This is a genomic window from Paraburkholderia terricola, assembly GCF_003330825.1.
Lineage (GTDB): Bacteria > Pseudomonadota > Gammaproteobacteria > Burkholderiales > Burkholderiaceae > Paraburkholderia > Paraburkholderia terricola.
The window spans coordinates 415,703-428,473 of record NZ_CP024942.1 but is presented as its reverse complement, the minus strand read 5'-3'; the positions used below and the strand labels follow the sequence as shown (position 1 = coordinate 428,473).

Here is a 12,771-nt window from a genome sequence, read left to right as displayed (position 1 = left end):
CGCGACACCGAACACGGATGATCTATTTGAGCAACCTTGACGACCAGGCCCGCGCTGAACTGCTCTGCTACCTGGTGGTGGGGCAGCTGGTCGCGCGAGCGCGCACAAGCGGTTGGATGCGAACCGTTCATGTTGAGGAGTTGCTGAGCATCTGGCTAAACGGCAACGGAGCCCGAGCCGACTGGACGGACTGCGTTCACCTCGGCGCCCTATCGGAAAAGGTAGCACTGGGTTTTGCAGGGTTCCCCATGTTTGCAGATTCGTATTTTCTCGCGCAACTGTTCACCGATGGCTGGCGGTTGGACTACTGGTCACCAGTTGTCTGCAAGATCTATGCAGCCTGCGAAGACGAGTTGCAGCGGAGCTAGGCCTATTTAATCGCAGCCGCGCGGCCTCACAAACCCCACATAGCGACCGGATGGACGCCATTCGAGGTTCAGGGGGAGATTCTGTGCTGACTCTCGGGATTTCAAAGAACCGAAGCGACGTTCGGGGCGGCATAGCAGTTGCTGAAAAAAGGGAGCCTCACTGGGCTCTCGCTATGTCTATCATCCTGATTGTTGACGATGACCCCGATTCGTTGTGGCTTCTTCAGGTTGCCTTGGAGGGACGGGGCCATCACGTTGTGCTCGCGGGCGATGGGCAATCGGCGCTGGAAATGGCAGGTCATTGCCTTCCTGATGTAATTGTCACCGACTGGAACATGCCGCGCATGGACGGGGACGTCTTATGTGAGCAGCTGAAGTGTTATCCGGCACTGGCCTTGATTCCGATCGTCATGACGTCGGCGCGGTCGCCGCCGTTAGATAGAACTGGACTATGGAATTTTTTTCTCCGCAAGCCCGTAGATATCGAAACGCTCGCCGCGACGGTCGATTCTCTCGTGACAAAGCGCCTGGGGAATAACTCGATTCGGTCGCATTGCGGGGCCGCGCCGCTATGCAGGTGGCCTGCGGAAGCTCTCAAGTACTGGGCCTAGCACCGCCGCGCTTGAGGCCGCGCGAACCGACTATTTCAAGCGACTTCTGGCATCACTCGAACGTGTCTACACCTTGGGACCGGTCATTCACCACGCTCGGCCCGAAGGGCCGCGATGGGTCGCGTGCCGCCGGCCGCCCGAGGCCTTCGAGGCGGGCGACGTATGCCAATTGCATAAGACGGGAATCGGCCAGTTTGAGACATTCGACACGGTCACCTAGCAGGCTGCTGAAATACAGTCCGACAGAAGCAGTCTTTCTGCACTTACGCGGCTCTCGCCACAAGGTTTATCGCATTGTGCAATTTCAACGTGAATTCCACGCTTGTTCGGCAGTTTGAGGCCAATTTCTGGCTTCATTGCCGCGTTTTTCGCTGCTACAGACGGACTTGTGTCAGTGAGCGCATGCGCACGAGGTTGTAGGCAGCCATGTTCAACACGAACATCTGGTCCACTTTCTTCAACCCGCGCACCACCACCTGGCGCATGCGCCCCACGGTCTTGGCCCACCCGAAGCCTTGTTCGATCAACTTGCGCTTTTGCTGCGAAATGGCGTAGCCCACGCTCGAGGCAATGGTATCGGGCACGGATGAACGCCGCCCCGAGGTGTTTTGCGCAACGTGCGGTGTGACCTTCATCTGCTGGCACGCCTCGATGAATTCCTGTGCGTCGTAACCCTTGTCTGCGCCCAGCGTGATTTCTGCGCTCGCATCTTCTGCCGCTTGCCGCGCGTCGTTGATCATGACCTTGGCCGCTTCGCGCTCGGCGTGCCCGTCAGCGCGCGTCACGCACGCGTTGACCACCAGACCATGTCGATTGTCGGTCAGCGTGTGGCCCATGTAACGCAATTCGCTGGCCGTATTGCCTTTGCGATAGAGCCGTGCATCGGGATCGGTCCGGGACTCATGCGTCTCGTTGCTGCGCTTCTCGCCTTTAAAGTCGCCTGCGTTGCCGCCGTCGCTGTCCTGATCGTCACTGTCCTTGGGCACGAAGCTCTTGTGCCCCGCCCACGCCTGGATCAGCGTGCCGTCCACGCTGAAGTGCTCTCCCGAGAGCAGGCACTTCTTCTCAGCGATCGCCACCACTTCGTTGAAGAATTCGATCACCGCATCATGCTTGATCAGGCGTTCGCGGTTCTTCGTGAAGACCGTCGGTACCCAAACCTCGTCATCCATCGCCAGGCCGATGAACCAGCGAAACAGCAGGTTGTATTGCACCTGATCCATCAATTGGCGCTCCGAGCGGATGCTGTAGAGCACCTGGATCAGCATGGCTCGCAGCAACTTCTCCGGCGCGATGCTCGGCCGCCCACCCTTGAGGTCGGCCTCGTACATCCCGGCAAACAACCGATCCATCTTCACCAGTGCTTCGTTCGCCATCACCCGGATCGAACGCAACGGATGCGACTTCGGAACGAAGTCGTCCAGCTTGCGCATGGAAAACAAACTCTCGGTGAATGTGTCGGCGCCGCGCATGATCTCCAAGGGGCAAGTGGGGGTCTTCCATCAACGCTTCAGGGGCCTTCAGCGATGACATTACCGCCGATACTTCAGCAGCCTGCTAGGTCGTTGACAATTCGACGGGTGTGACTCCCGTTATGCGCGGCAGTCACGCAACAGTATGCCAACGGTGTCAAATAGCTTAGACTCGCGCACCGTTGCGGGCCCTGTCGATTCAATTGGCCGCGGCTGTGCAGCCGAGAGAATTTGCTTGCAAGACTGCATCAATCCTGTCCTGAACCGCCCCCGAGTGAACCCATGCATAAGAGCGCGAAAGCGCTGCTGCAAATTGTTAGCAATACCTTGAGGACGTAAGCTCCTATGGCGATAAGCCTTTCGTTTGAAGTTCTTGAGGTTTTGGACGCGATCGACCGCACCGGCACATTTGCTGAAGCGGCCGAATCGTTGCATCGCGTTCCTTCGTCCCTCACGTATCTCGTGCAGAAATTGGAGGGCGAGATCGATGTCGAGCTTTTTGATCGCAGCGGCAGACGAGCAAAACTCACGCAGGCTGGTCGTTTTCTTGTCAATGAGGGGCGTCAGCTTCTGCGGACCGCCCGGGATCTGGAAGTCAAAACGAAGGGGATACAGGACGGCTGGGAATCTGAGCTGCGAATATGCCTGGATGCTATCTTGCCCTCCGCAGCGTTGTGGTCACATGTCCGCGCTTTCTATGATCTAGAGATGGTTACCCAGTTGCGCCTTTCCACCGAGGTGCTTGGGGGGGTATGGGACGCGCTGGTTACCCAGCGCGCCGACCTGGCCGTGGGCGCATTTGGCGAGCCGCCGCATGCGTCCAATATCGCAGCCCGGCCAATCGGCACGCTCCGTCACGTGTTCGTCGTTGCACCAGACCACCCACTCGCCGATTTCCCAGAGCCGTTGGATAGCGGGGTGATCGCAAGATACCGGGGTGTTGTTATAAGTGACACATCTCGCCAATTGCGACCTCAATCCGTGGCCAAACATAACGGACAGATCGTAATTGTCGTCCCGACACTGGGGGCCAAGGTTGAAGCATTGTGCGAAGGTATCGCTGTCGGAATGCTGCCCGATCGCGTAGCGGAAGGGCCGATACGCGAAGGGAAACTCGTGGTGCGACGCGTTGTGGGCGTGCGCGAATACACAAATTGCTACCTGGCCTGGCGCGAAGACAAAATAGGGCATGCTTTGGAATGGTGGATAGCACAACTAGACAAGCCCGATCTGGTTGAACGATTTTTTGGGAAGCTGGGTTAGATTGCACGCCTTCTGTTCAACGTCGGATCGCCCTGCATTGCCCCAGTCAAACCTTTGGACCCTTTAAGGGTGCGTCTTTGCTTCTGTTCATGTGCCCCATTGAGTAACGGTGCGCGGTTGCGCGCGCTTGCGGGGTGTCCGTTTTTTGAAGATTTGGCCGTCCCTTGTGGGTCGAAGTGGGACCCTAGATGCGGCACAATCATGGTTCACCTGTGTGACGATCGATATGCGTCTGATACCAGCGCCCTTACCCCGGTCACCTTTTGCTGATCTTCACCTTCAGAGGTTCAAGGCCACGTGAATTTGCATACAGGTCAGCAATCGCGTCTGTCATATGCCCGAGTAGCGCTTTGGTGTCGACGCCGCCCTGTTCCATGTAAAGTCGTTTCGTCAGACTGCGCATTTCGTGGAAGGTCGGCGCGTCGTCGCCCGTGATGCCGGCGAGGTCGCGTGCTTCCTTGAATTTCGACGTGAAGGTCTTGATCTTGATCGCAGCGCCTTTGGGCGCGTTTACGTTTGGCCTGATGTGGTGGACCAGGTATTTGCTGACGATCCCCGTGGACCTGCAGCGCGCGATTACGTCGGCGAGCGACATCCCGAGCACGTCCATGCGCAATTCAAGCGGGATCGCGATGCGTACGCCGGTCTTGCCACGCGTCAGCACTGCATGGCCGTCCTGTTGGAAGCTGCGCTCCCAGCGCGCTATCGTGGAACGGTCCTGCCCGGAAACAAGTGCCAGCAGCATCGCATTTTGCAGCCATAGAGCCACCTGCGGCGCCTTCTCGTAGATCGCCTGGAACTCCTCGAACGTCAGTCGTCGGCGCTTCACCGTAACTTTTGCCTTGTCGGTGGCGTCGGCAGGGTTCCTGTCCATCCAGCCAAGTGCCATCCCTCGGCGACACACGGCGCGCATGCGACTGCGGATGTGAACAGCCCATTGCATTTTGCCGCGCGCTTCCACCTTCTCCAGCATGTCGGCGACGTGTTTCGTCGTCAGGGCCGCGCACGGGACCTTCCCGATCTCGTCGCGAATCGCGGAATCCACGTACTTCCTGTGGCGCACCGTCTCGGGCTTTGCCTTGCCAACGGGCATCTTGTCCAATAGATCGCCGATAGTCTCGCGCGGCGTGTCCAGCCGTTCAGCAAGGCTCGTTGTTACTTTGCCAGCCACTACCTTGGCGTTCGCCTCCTGCGCTTCAAAGATCGCGAGTGCGAGGTCGATGCGCCCGAGGACATACGTCTTCCCGTCACGCGGGTCGCGCCAGGTGTAATAGCCAGGGCGTGGTTCGTGCATGTTGGCCGGCCAGTTGGCACGGCGCCGAATGCGTGGTCGTGCTGCCATAGTTATTGTGGAATTCGTTGTGCAAGACGTGGGCGAACCGTGCCGTCCTGAAAGACCGCGTTCTGTTCGACGTAGTAAGAGCGCCCGACCTTGATCGGCGTGGGAAAGATTTTTCCCGCGTTGATCCAAAGGCGCGCTGTACGGATCGCCGGCGGAGGATCGAACTCGCGTTTCAGCCACTCATCCAACCTGATTTTCATTTCACCTCCTAATGTTTGCGTATGGTTTCGAGAATTTGCTGTGCTGCTGCGGTTAGTGGGCCGGCATGATCGCCGCCGATCAGATCAACCGGTATTTGTCACCTCGGCGTTCCGCGCAAGTATCAACAGGCAGCGGTCTAACGTGCCCGGTCTTCAGATTGACGAACGCGCCGCACCAGCTGAGCCGCCCATGACGGAAAAACTCCCACAGGATCCCGAGCGCCGGCGTCACGATCGCCTGATTGATGAAAAGCTCCTGTCGTTCGAGCGCTTCGGCGAGGCCGCAACTCGGCGTGTCGTCTTCCGGTACCGTCGTATCGACCAATTCCGGCAGCACGTCGTACGGCCAGCGCAGCGATGCGCTGCCTTCGCGTTGGGCCGGCCGGCTTGACCCGAAGATCACCTGACCGTCGCTCGCGCGGTTGCCGAGATCCATCACGTAAGCCGCTGTGCTCTGCAAAGTTTTGGCCAGCTTCGCGCGAGCCGCCGCGCTGTCGACGCACACGATCGCGATGCCGGGCCCGACATGAACCAGTTCGTCGGCGCCGGCATGTTTCGGTCGCGCGTGCCAGTCGAGGCCAAAGAACGCGTTCAGCCGATGAACGAGCACTGCGCTCTTGTACTGCCCGACATCGGCCGGGCTGAACATCTGCCGGCCGATGTTTGCGTCGCTAACCGTATCGCCGTCGAACGCGGTCACGTGCAAGCCCGGATGTCCGAGTGCAGTGAGCGCGTGGTTCAATCTCGCGAGGCCAGTGAGCATCTGGGAGCCGTTGCCGCCGCAGCCGATCAGTGCGACATTCACGCGGCGATCGAGAAAGTGGGCGGGGGTAATGTGTGTCATGCTTTTCTCCACCACAGGGGACCGAGATCGCGCCCGATGAACGCGGCGCATTCGGAAATCGCGCGGCGCATCGCTCGGCGTCGTTCAGCGCAATCCCAGTCGGGCAGCCTGTCGACGTCGATGTCGTCATGCGTGAAGATCCGCATCGAGCCAACGCCCGCTATCGCGGCGACATACGCGTCGTGATGGCTGACGTCGATGCGTGCCGCGGCTGCCAGTTCTGCCGCGTCCGAGTCGCTCTGCAGCGGAGCGAACAGTCTCCACGGTGCGTCGGCGACGTGGCGCGGGCGCACGTGCACGACCTCGAGCTCGCGCACGAAGTAGCGGCGTGATTCCCAGTTCACGGCGCGTGCCGCGTATTGAGCAATGTCCAGTTCGTTCACGCCGGCTCCGGGACCTTGAAAATGGCGTCGGCCGGAACCTTCAGCGGCACGAACATGCCGAGCACGCAGAGACGGAATGCAACGCTTGGGGTTCCGCCTTCGCCGAGGCCACCGAGCACGCCCGAAATCTTCACTTCGCCGGCATCGTCGGCATCGTCCTGCGCGCTGAAAAACGCCGCGCCGTCGCCGTGACTGTGGATATCGATCGCGAGGCTCTCGTGCGCCTCGAGCAGCGGCCGGTCGAAGGTGATCGACCCGGGCGTTGCGCTCGACACGTGCAGCGCCTTGTATGCGAGTTGCTGCTTCTGCTGGTCCCACACAATCCAGGCGGCATGCTCATTTGGCAGAGACTCGCGCGCCTCCTCGGCAAACGCCTGCAGGAATGGCAACGCGGCGCCGAGACGGCCGAACGCGAGTTCGATCTTCGGTTCGATGTCGCCGTAGGGCGGTCGCGGGCCCGCATCGTTATGTTTGGCAAGTTGCTGTATCACGTGCAGCCAGGGGCGGCGCACTTCGATGAATACGCCTTGCGCGGTCATGAGAAAGCGGTGACCGACGTCCGTCAGCGGGGCAAACTTCGCATGCTTTCACCCACATCAACGAAGGCGACATCCTCAACCGGTTGCAGCAGCAGCGCCTCGAGGTGCTGGAACAGACCATGACGCGGGAAACCAGACAGGGAACGAAGCAATGACACTTGACGAAAAAATCGATGCGCTGATCGGCCGCGAGGGCGGCTACGCGAACAATGCGCTTGACGCCGGCGGCGAAACGATGTGGGGCGTCACCGCCGCGGTTGCCCGCGCGTTCGGCTATACCGGCGCGATGCGCGACATGCCGCGCGCGACCGCCGCGCAGATCTATCGCAGCCGCTACTGGCAGCAGCCGAAGTTCGATCTCGTCGACGCGGTCTCGCCGGCGCTCGCGGAGAAGCTGTTCGACATTGGCGTGAACGCCGGGCCGGCGACGGGCGTGCGCTTCCTGCAGCGTGCGCTGAACGTGCTGAACCAGAACCAGCGTGCGTTCGCCGATCTCGCCGTCGACGGCGGCATCGGTGCGATGACGATCGCGGCGCTGAAGGCGTTTCTCGCCGCGCGGGGTGCGGACGGCCATCGGGTGCTGCTGGGCATGGTGACCGCCCAGCAGTCTGTCTATTACATCGAGTGTGCCGAAAAGCGTGTGGAGAACGAGACGTTCGAATACGGCTGGCAGCTCAATCGTGCACTGGGGGTGAGCGCATGATGGATGTCCTGAAAACGGTCGCGCCGTGGCTCGTCACGGCATTGACGGGCGGCGTACCCGGTATCGCTGCGATGGCTGCCTCGGCGATCGCCGGCAGGCTCGGTCTGGCCGATGGTTCGGTTGACGCGGTCAGGGCCGCACTGACCGGCCAGCAGATGACGCCCGAGCAGCTGCTCGCGCTCAGGCAGGCCGACGACGATTTCGCATTGAAGATGCGGCAGGCGGGTTTCACGCACGCGGAGAACATGGCCGGCATCCAGGTGCAGGCCGACAGGGTGGCGGCTGACGATCGCGCGAGCGCACGTAATTTTGCGGCGGCGGAGCACGACCATACGGCGCGCAACCTCGCCTATATGTATACGGTCGCGCTCTTCGCGGTGATTGGCCTCGAGTTCCTGCTGGCGGCCAGACAGATCCGGCTCGACGACGGCGTGATGCGGGCGCTCGATACGCTGTTCGGCATTCTGATCGCGATGGTGCTTGGCTCGAAGGAGTACTTCTTCGGCTCGTCGTCGCGTGCGGACAAACAGGCTGCGGCGATCACGCAGTTCGCGGTGTCGCCGGATACCGTGGTGGCGCGCTCGGATGCGGTCACGAGCCGGCCGGATAGGCCAGCGGGCTGAGCTCGCCGCTTGCAGTGGCGGTGTTTCCATCCCAGTGCTCGTCGATCCAGGCGACCGCCCAGGCACGGCCGAATGCTTCGGCAGACCATTCCTTGTCAAACTGGCCGAGGTCGATGGCTTCGAACGTTTGGCCGTGCTTTTCTCCCTCGAGGGGCGGACGGCTGATGCGGACGTGCGCGAAGAACTTTCCAATCGAAAAATCAGGCGTCGCGTCGATCGTGTAGACCTTGTATGCGTGCAGCATGATTCCCTCCTGGGCAGGATATGAATCTAGGTCACCAATTCTGAAAAAGAAAGGGGGACTCGTGGTGCGCACAACGAACTGAGCGGCTCGGGCCCGTCAGGGTCAGATGATCGCAGGTGCCGCCTGCATTGAAGATATTGAACGCCGTGGAGCAGTACGCGCCTCAATTCTTTGCGGATGTTCTGAGCGGCAGGTACTGCTCGCTGTCGTACGCGGTGGTGAGCGTATAGCCGTCGCGTTTGCGGATCTTCAGGAAGAACAGGGTAGGCGAGACGCCGGCGGCACCGCCGCACGCTTCGGTGTGGTTTTCGCGCACCCGCACCAGAAAGTATTCGCCCTTGTCGGCGGTATCGAAGAGCAGGCACTCGGTCCTGTCTTCCGACAGACCGTAGGTGTGCGTGATGTCGGCCGCACGGGCGGCTGCGTCATTGTCATCTGTCAACGGTTGCTGCGCGGCGCACAGCTGCGTGCAGACGATCAGCGCTGCGGTAATGATTGCGCGGCGCATCATGGCGCGGTCCTGCGCGCGTCGTATTGATCGAGCTTATGCGCACGGATGATGGCGTTGAGCTTGACCGCGTAAGACGGATCCCTCGCATAGCCATTGCGGGCGAGTGCGTTGGCGAACTGCGAACTGCGGGTATAGAGAAAGCACGACCGGAAACGCGGGTTGTTGCGGAGCATCTGCGCGTAGTCGTCGGCGGCCTCTTCATAGCTGCCGTAGGCGCGGAACGCATCGTCGATCCTGATCGCCTGGCCGTTGATCACTTCGTGAGTGGTGAACGTGGTGCTGTCGCCGCTGGGCGCGCGGCCCTTGACGCCGAAATAGGCGTTGCCGACGACCGACCTTCCCCAGTTGCTCTCAAGTGCAGACTGGGCGATGACGACGCCTGCGGGCACCTGGTACCTGCGCTGCACTTCCTGCGCGGCGGCCAGATGGGTATCGATGAATTGCTGCACGTACGCCGGCGCCACGTGGGGCTTCGGCTGGTGCCGCGTCGCGGCATGATGGTGTGTCGACGGTTGCGCCATGACCAGGCTGTTCCTCGTCCGAAACGGGAGATCCAGCATGCCACACGCGCGTATCACGGGCAATCGGCCGCCCGATGCGCGCAGCATAAAGTTACTTTGATCGCGCTTCGTGGCGCGGGAAAAGACAGGGCGACCGGGATGATGTTCGCGCATTTCTCCCGGTCACCTTTCCACTGAACACGCCAGTGAATTAGCCAGGGCCCTGCTACCTACCGGTAGGCGGGCCGAATTCTAACCGAAAAAGAAAAGGCAATTCCAGATATGGCAACTCCCATCGTTCCATGGATCGGCGGCAAGCGCCGCCTTGCGGACCATCTCATCCCGCGGTTCCCTGAGCATGAGTGTTATGTCGAGGTCTTCGCGGGCGGGGCTGCGCTGTACTTCATGAGGCCGCCAGCGAAAGTCGAGGTGATCAACGACATCAACGGCGAGCTGGTGAACCTGTACCGCGTCGTGCAGCATCACCTCGAGGAGTTCGTGCGCCAGTAATGATATGGTCAGCCCGCCCTCCGGGGTATGCTGGTCCGTTCACTCACGTCGGGGACTGTCATGGAGAACATCGCGCTTTTAGGCATCGATCTCGGTAAGCACACCTTCCACGTTCACGCCCAAGACAAGGCAGGGCATCAGCTATGGCGCAGGAAACTGAATCGCAAGGAGCTTGTAGAGCTTGTCGCCAACACGCCGGTTTGCCGAATCGTGATGGAGTCATGTTCTGGCGCACATCATTTCGCGAGAAGATTTTTGCAGTTCGGGCACGACGTGAAGTTGATCGCCCCACAGTACGTGAAACCGTTCGTGAAGGGAAACAAGAGCGACTTCGTCGACGCGGAAGCAATCTGTGAGGCGGCATCCCGCCCGACGATGCGGTTCGCGGCTGTGAGAAACGAGCAACAGCAGACGATCTCGGCGCTGCACCGGACACGGGATATGCTGATTCGCAGTCGCGGGTCAGCTCACAATCAGATTCATGCATATCTGGTCGAGTTCGGGATCGCCATTAGCACCGGCCCAGCCGCGATCCGGAAACTGCCTGCGGTGCTTGAGGCAAATGAATTGCCGCCGCGGCTTGTGGCGTTGCTGGAGCAGCTCCGGGATTACGTTTTTCACCTCAACGAGCAAATCGCAGTCATCGAGCGCGAACTGAACGCGCTGATGAAAGAAGATGATGTCGCCCAACGCTTGCTGACAGTCCCAGGTATCGGGCCGATTACCGCGAGCGTGCTCGCTGCGCAGGCCGGTGACGCGCGTCAATACCGGACGAGCCGTGATTTTGCAGCGTCTCTGGGACTTGTGCCACGCCAATACAGTACCGGGGGAAAGACAACGCTCCTCGGTATTTCGAAACGCGGCGACAAGCATTTGCGAACCTTGCTGGTCCAGTGTGCCCGATCGATCATGATGCACATTCACAAACGCACCGACGCCATGGCGATCTGGGTACGCCAGCTGCTGGAGCGGCGAAATTCGAGTATCGTCGCCTGCGCGTTGGCTGCCAAGCTTGCCCGGATCGCATGGGCAGTACTGGGCGGTAACGCTGCCTACGTTCCGCACCCGCAGCGAGCTGCATAGCAACCCAATTCATTCTTCCTGCTTTTGCGACGACAAATGTAGATGACGACAACGGCAATCGGCCCCGCGAAGAACCTGACATTTGAATCAGCTCTCGTAGCTGCGACAGTTTTGAGGATCGTGGGGCGCGAATTTTCATCGTGGACCGGGGAGTAACGTCCCCATCGAGAGTCCGGATACGTTAGCGCAAGCCTTTGCCTTCATCGAAATTTGCAGTTGCAAAAATAGGGCTGACCATACATTCAAGTGGGCGCTCACCAGCCGGCAGGTGTTCAGATGGTTGCAGGACACGATCCCGGAAACGCTCACCGATATCCAGCGGGCGGCCCGCTTCTACTATCTGCAGCAGAACTGCTTTGGCGGGAAGATCGAAGGGCAGTCGTTCGGCACGGCGACGACCACACCACCGGGGCTAAACCTGCTGCGGCTCGAGGAGACACTGTCAGCCGCACACCTTCGCCTGTCCAACACGTTCGTCGAGCGGCTCGACTGGAAGGCGTGTATCGACAAGTACGACCGGCCGCACACGCTGTTCTATCTGGATCCGCCGTACTGGGAGACTGAAGGCTACGGCGTGCCGTTTCCATACTCCGAATACCTTGAGATGGCAGCCCGTCTGCGATCGCTGAAGGGCAGGGCGATCGTGAGCCTCAACGACCATCCGGACATCCGTCGGGCGTTCGAGGGGTTTCACATCGAGACGGTGGATATCAGGTACACCGTGGGCGGTGGAGGGCGGGAGGCTGCGCGAAAGGAGGTGATTATTTTCAGCTGGGATGATGCGGCACAGCCGGCGGGACTCTTCTAGCTTGGAGCGATTGCCGGAGTCCTTGTCGAGGGCTCGGGTGTAACCTTTCCGGTGATTCGAGTCCGGCCTCCTCATATAAGAATCAATCCGATTGGATGCCAAACAATGCAAGGCTCGTGCGAATCTCACAACACCATTTCGACATCAAAGCTCCTTCGCACGCACCTCTCCGGGATAACTTGAATAGCTAAATTGTTAAATTTGCTGGCGATTCGAGAAAGGCAGTTTAGTGCTTGGCTATTCAGGGCGCATGCTCAGCACCGTGCTGGCTGCGGCGACGGCGATCGGGATTGGAATTATGCTTTTTGATGCTGCAGATTGTTAACGGTTGAAAAGTTCGCTGCGGGCGAGTTTCTCTAGACAAATTAAAAGCCCTATGTGAGAGTGCATCCTGCACTTACGGAACCTTCCGTCCTTACCGGAACCCACTTTCAACCAAGTGGAGGCAAAGATGGCCCAAATAAGCGCCGTTGTTCAATTGGTCAATAAGACAAACCACGATCTGTCGCTTGATCCCAATGACTGTTCTCTTGGAGCTGGAGAGTGGGTGACCAGTCCACCGGAGTCCATTCCGGCTCAATCTACTGGCGAGTGGGAATCAGAGTCAGAAGACGAGCAGGGTGGGACGCACGGACGCTGCAATTACATTATTCAAGACGGATCTGATGCCCAGGTCGAACTATTTTGGGCCGTCCCATCTTTGGGGGAAAATAGGGCAACATCTGATGTGAATGATAGCGGTATTTACGTCTGTACACCGCCTAATC

Annotated in this window: 14 protein-coding genes and 3 pseudogenes; 8 read left to right on the top strand and 9 right to left on the bottom strand. The window is 59.8% G+C overall.

Translation table 11 applies throughout. From position 1 onward, the window contains the following. The first annotated feature begins 17 nt into the window (after positions 1 to 17). Together CUJ90_RS20410 and CUJ90_RS20405 are read left to right on the top strand one after the other, a co-directional pair. On the top strand, positions 18 to 368 hold the full coding sequence (locus CUJ90_RS20410; RefSeq protein ID WP_083082456.1) for a hypothetical protein: 351 nt from the start codon (positions 18 to 20) through the stop codon (positions 366 to 368). Positions 369 to 541: 173 nt separating this feature from the next. Beyond that, complete coding sequence (locus CUJ90_RS20405; protein WP_114163811.1) at positions 542 to 979, top strand: response regulator; 438 nt, start codon at positions 542 to 544, stop codon at positions 977 to 979. Positions 980 to 1,353: 374 nt separating this feature from the next. Here CUJ90_RS20405 and CUJ90_RS20400 read toward each other — a convergent pair whose 3' ends face one another. Further along, positions 1,354 to 2,451, bottom strand: a complete 1,098-nt coding sequence (locus CUJ90_RS20400) for an IS5 family transposase (RefSeq protein ID WP_073432981.1) — start codon at positions 2,449 to 2,451, stop codon at positions 1,354 to 1,356. A gap of 345 nt (positions 2,452 to 2,796) precedes the next feature. On the opposite strand from CUJ90_RS20400, the gene CUJ90_RS20395 reads away from it, so the two are divergent. Further along, complete coding sequence (locus tag CUJ90_RS20395; protein WP_083086813.1) at positions 2,797 to 3,714, top strand: LysR family transcriptional regulator; 918 nt, start codon at positions 2,797 to 2,799, stop codon at positions 3,712 to 3,714. Positions 3,715 to 3,970: 256 nt separating this feature from the next. On the opposite strand, the gene CUJ90_RS20390 is transcribed toward CUJ90_RS20395, so the two are convergent. From CUJ90_RS20390 to CUJ90_RS20370, 5 genes and pseudogenes are all read right to left on the bottom strand, one after another. After that, positions 3,971 to 5,008 carry a phage integrase central domain-containing protein gene (locus CUJ90_RS20390; protein WP_244220103.1) on the bottom strand — a complete coding sequence of 346 codons (1,038 nt, stop codon included), beginning with the start codon at positions 5,006 to 5,008 and terminating at the stop codon, positions 3,971 to 3,973. 50 nt (positions 5,009 to 5,058) lie between these two features. Next, positions 5,059 to 5,256: an excisionase gene (locus CUJ90_RS20385; RefSeq protein ID WP_114163809.1), complete on the bottom strand. Its 198-nt coding sequence runs from the start codon at positions 5,254 to 5,256 to the stop codon at positions 5,059 to 5,061. 79 nt (positions 5,257 to 5,335) lie between these two features. Continuing rightward, positions 5,336 to 6,100 (bottom strand): PRTRC system ThiF family protein, encoded by a 765-nt coding sequence (locus tag CUJ90_RS20380; RefSeq protein WP_167449683.1) that lies wholly within the window; start codon positions 6,098 to 6,100, stop codon positions 5,336 to 5,338. After that, positions 6,097 to 6,483, bottom strand: coding sequence for a hypothetical protein (locus CUJ90_RS20375; RefSeq protein WP_114163808.1), 387 nt, complete (start codon positions 6,481 to 6,483; stop codon positions 6,097 to 6,099). The genes CUJ90_RS20380 and CUJ90_RS20375 overlap by 4 nt, the downstream gene beginning before the upstream one ends. Continuing rightward, positions 6,480 to 7,055 (bottom strand): annotated as a pseudogene (locus tag CUJ90_RS20370) (PRTRC system protein A); the annotation flags it as partial. The gene CUJ90_RS20375 and the pseudogene CUJ90_RS20370, both read right to left, overlap by 4 nt. A 118-nt stretch (positions 7,056 to 7,173) precedes the next feature. Between CUJ90_RS20370 and CUJ90_RS20365 the strand changes: the two are divergent. Together CUJ90_RS20365 and CUJ90_RS20360 are read left to right on the top strand one after the other, a co-directional pair. Beyond that, positions 7,174 to 7,725: a glycoside hydrolase family 108 protein gene (locus CUJ90_RS20365; protein ID WP_114163806.1), complete on the top strand. Its 552-nt coding sequence runs from the start codon at positions 7,174 to 7,176 to the stop codon at positions 7,723 to 7,725. After that, positions 7,722 to 8,348, top strand: coding sequence for a hypothetical protein (locus CUJ90_RS20360; RefSeq protein WP_114163805.1), 627 nt, complete (start codon positions 7,722 to 7,724; stop codon positions 8,346 to 8,348). The genes CUJ90_RS20365 and CUJ90_RS20360 overlap by 4 nt, the downstream gene beginning before the upstream one ends. On the opposite strand, the gene CUJ90_RS20355 is transcribed toward CUJ90_RS20360, so the two are convergent. The 3 genes from CUJ90_RS20355 to CUJ90_RS20345 form a co-directional block, all read right to left on the bottom strand. Beyond that, positions 8,317 to 8,592, bottom strand: coding sequence for a hypothetical protein (locus CUJ90_RS20355; RefSeq protein ID WP_114163804.1), 276 nt, complete (start codon positions 8,590 to 8,592; stop codon positions 8,317 to 8,319). The two genes, CUJ90_RS20360 and CUJ90_RS20355, sit on opposite strands and share 32 nt — an antisense overlap. Positions 8,593 to 8,755: 163 nt before the next feature. Further along, the gene (locus CUJ90_RS20350) at positions 8,756 to 9,100 is read right to left on the bottom strand and encodes a hypothetical protein (RefSeq protein WP_114163803.1); all 345 of its coding nucleotides are present in this window, start codon (positions 9,098 to 9,100) and stop codon (positions 8,756 to 8,758) included. Then, entirely contained in the window at positions 9,100 to 9,624 is a 525-nt protein-coding gene (locus CUJ90_RS20345; RefSeq protein WP_161553712.1) for a glycoside hydrolase family 73 protein, read from the bottom strand. Before CUJ90_RS20345 ends, CUJ90_RS20350 begins: the two co-directional genes overlap by 1 nt. Positions 9,625 to 9,885: 261 nt before the next feature. On the opposite strand from CUJ90_RS20345, the pseudogene CUJ90_RS20340 reads away from it, so the two are divergent. The 3 genes and pseudogenes from CUJ90_RS20340 to CUJ90_RS20330 all read left to right on the top strand — a co-directional run. Next, positions 9,886 to 10,110: pseudogene (locus CUJ90_RS20340) on the top strand (DNA adenine methylase); the annotation flags it as partial. A gap of 63 nt (positions 10,111 to 10,173) precedes the next feature. Beyond that, a complete protein-coding gene (locus CUJ90_RS20335) occupies positions 10,174 to 11,196 on the top strand; it encodes an IS110 family RNA-guided transposase (protein ID WP_114164667.1) in 1,023 nt (340 codons plus the stop codon). A gap of 241 nt (positions 11,197 to 11,437) precedes the next feature. Continuing rightward, positions 11,438 to 12,004, top strand: a pseudogene (locus tag CUJ90_RS20330) (DNA adenine methylase); the annotation flags it as partial. Between the last annotated feature and the right edge of the window lie 767 nt (positions 12,005 to 12,771).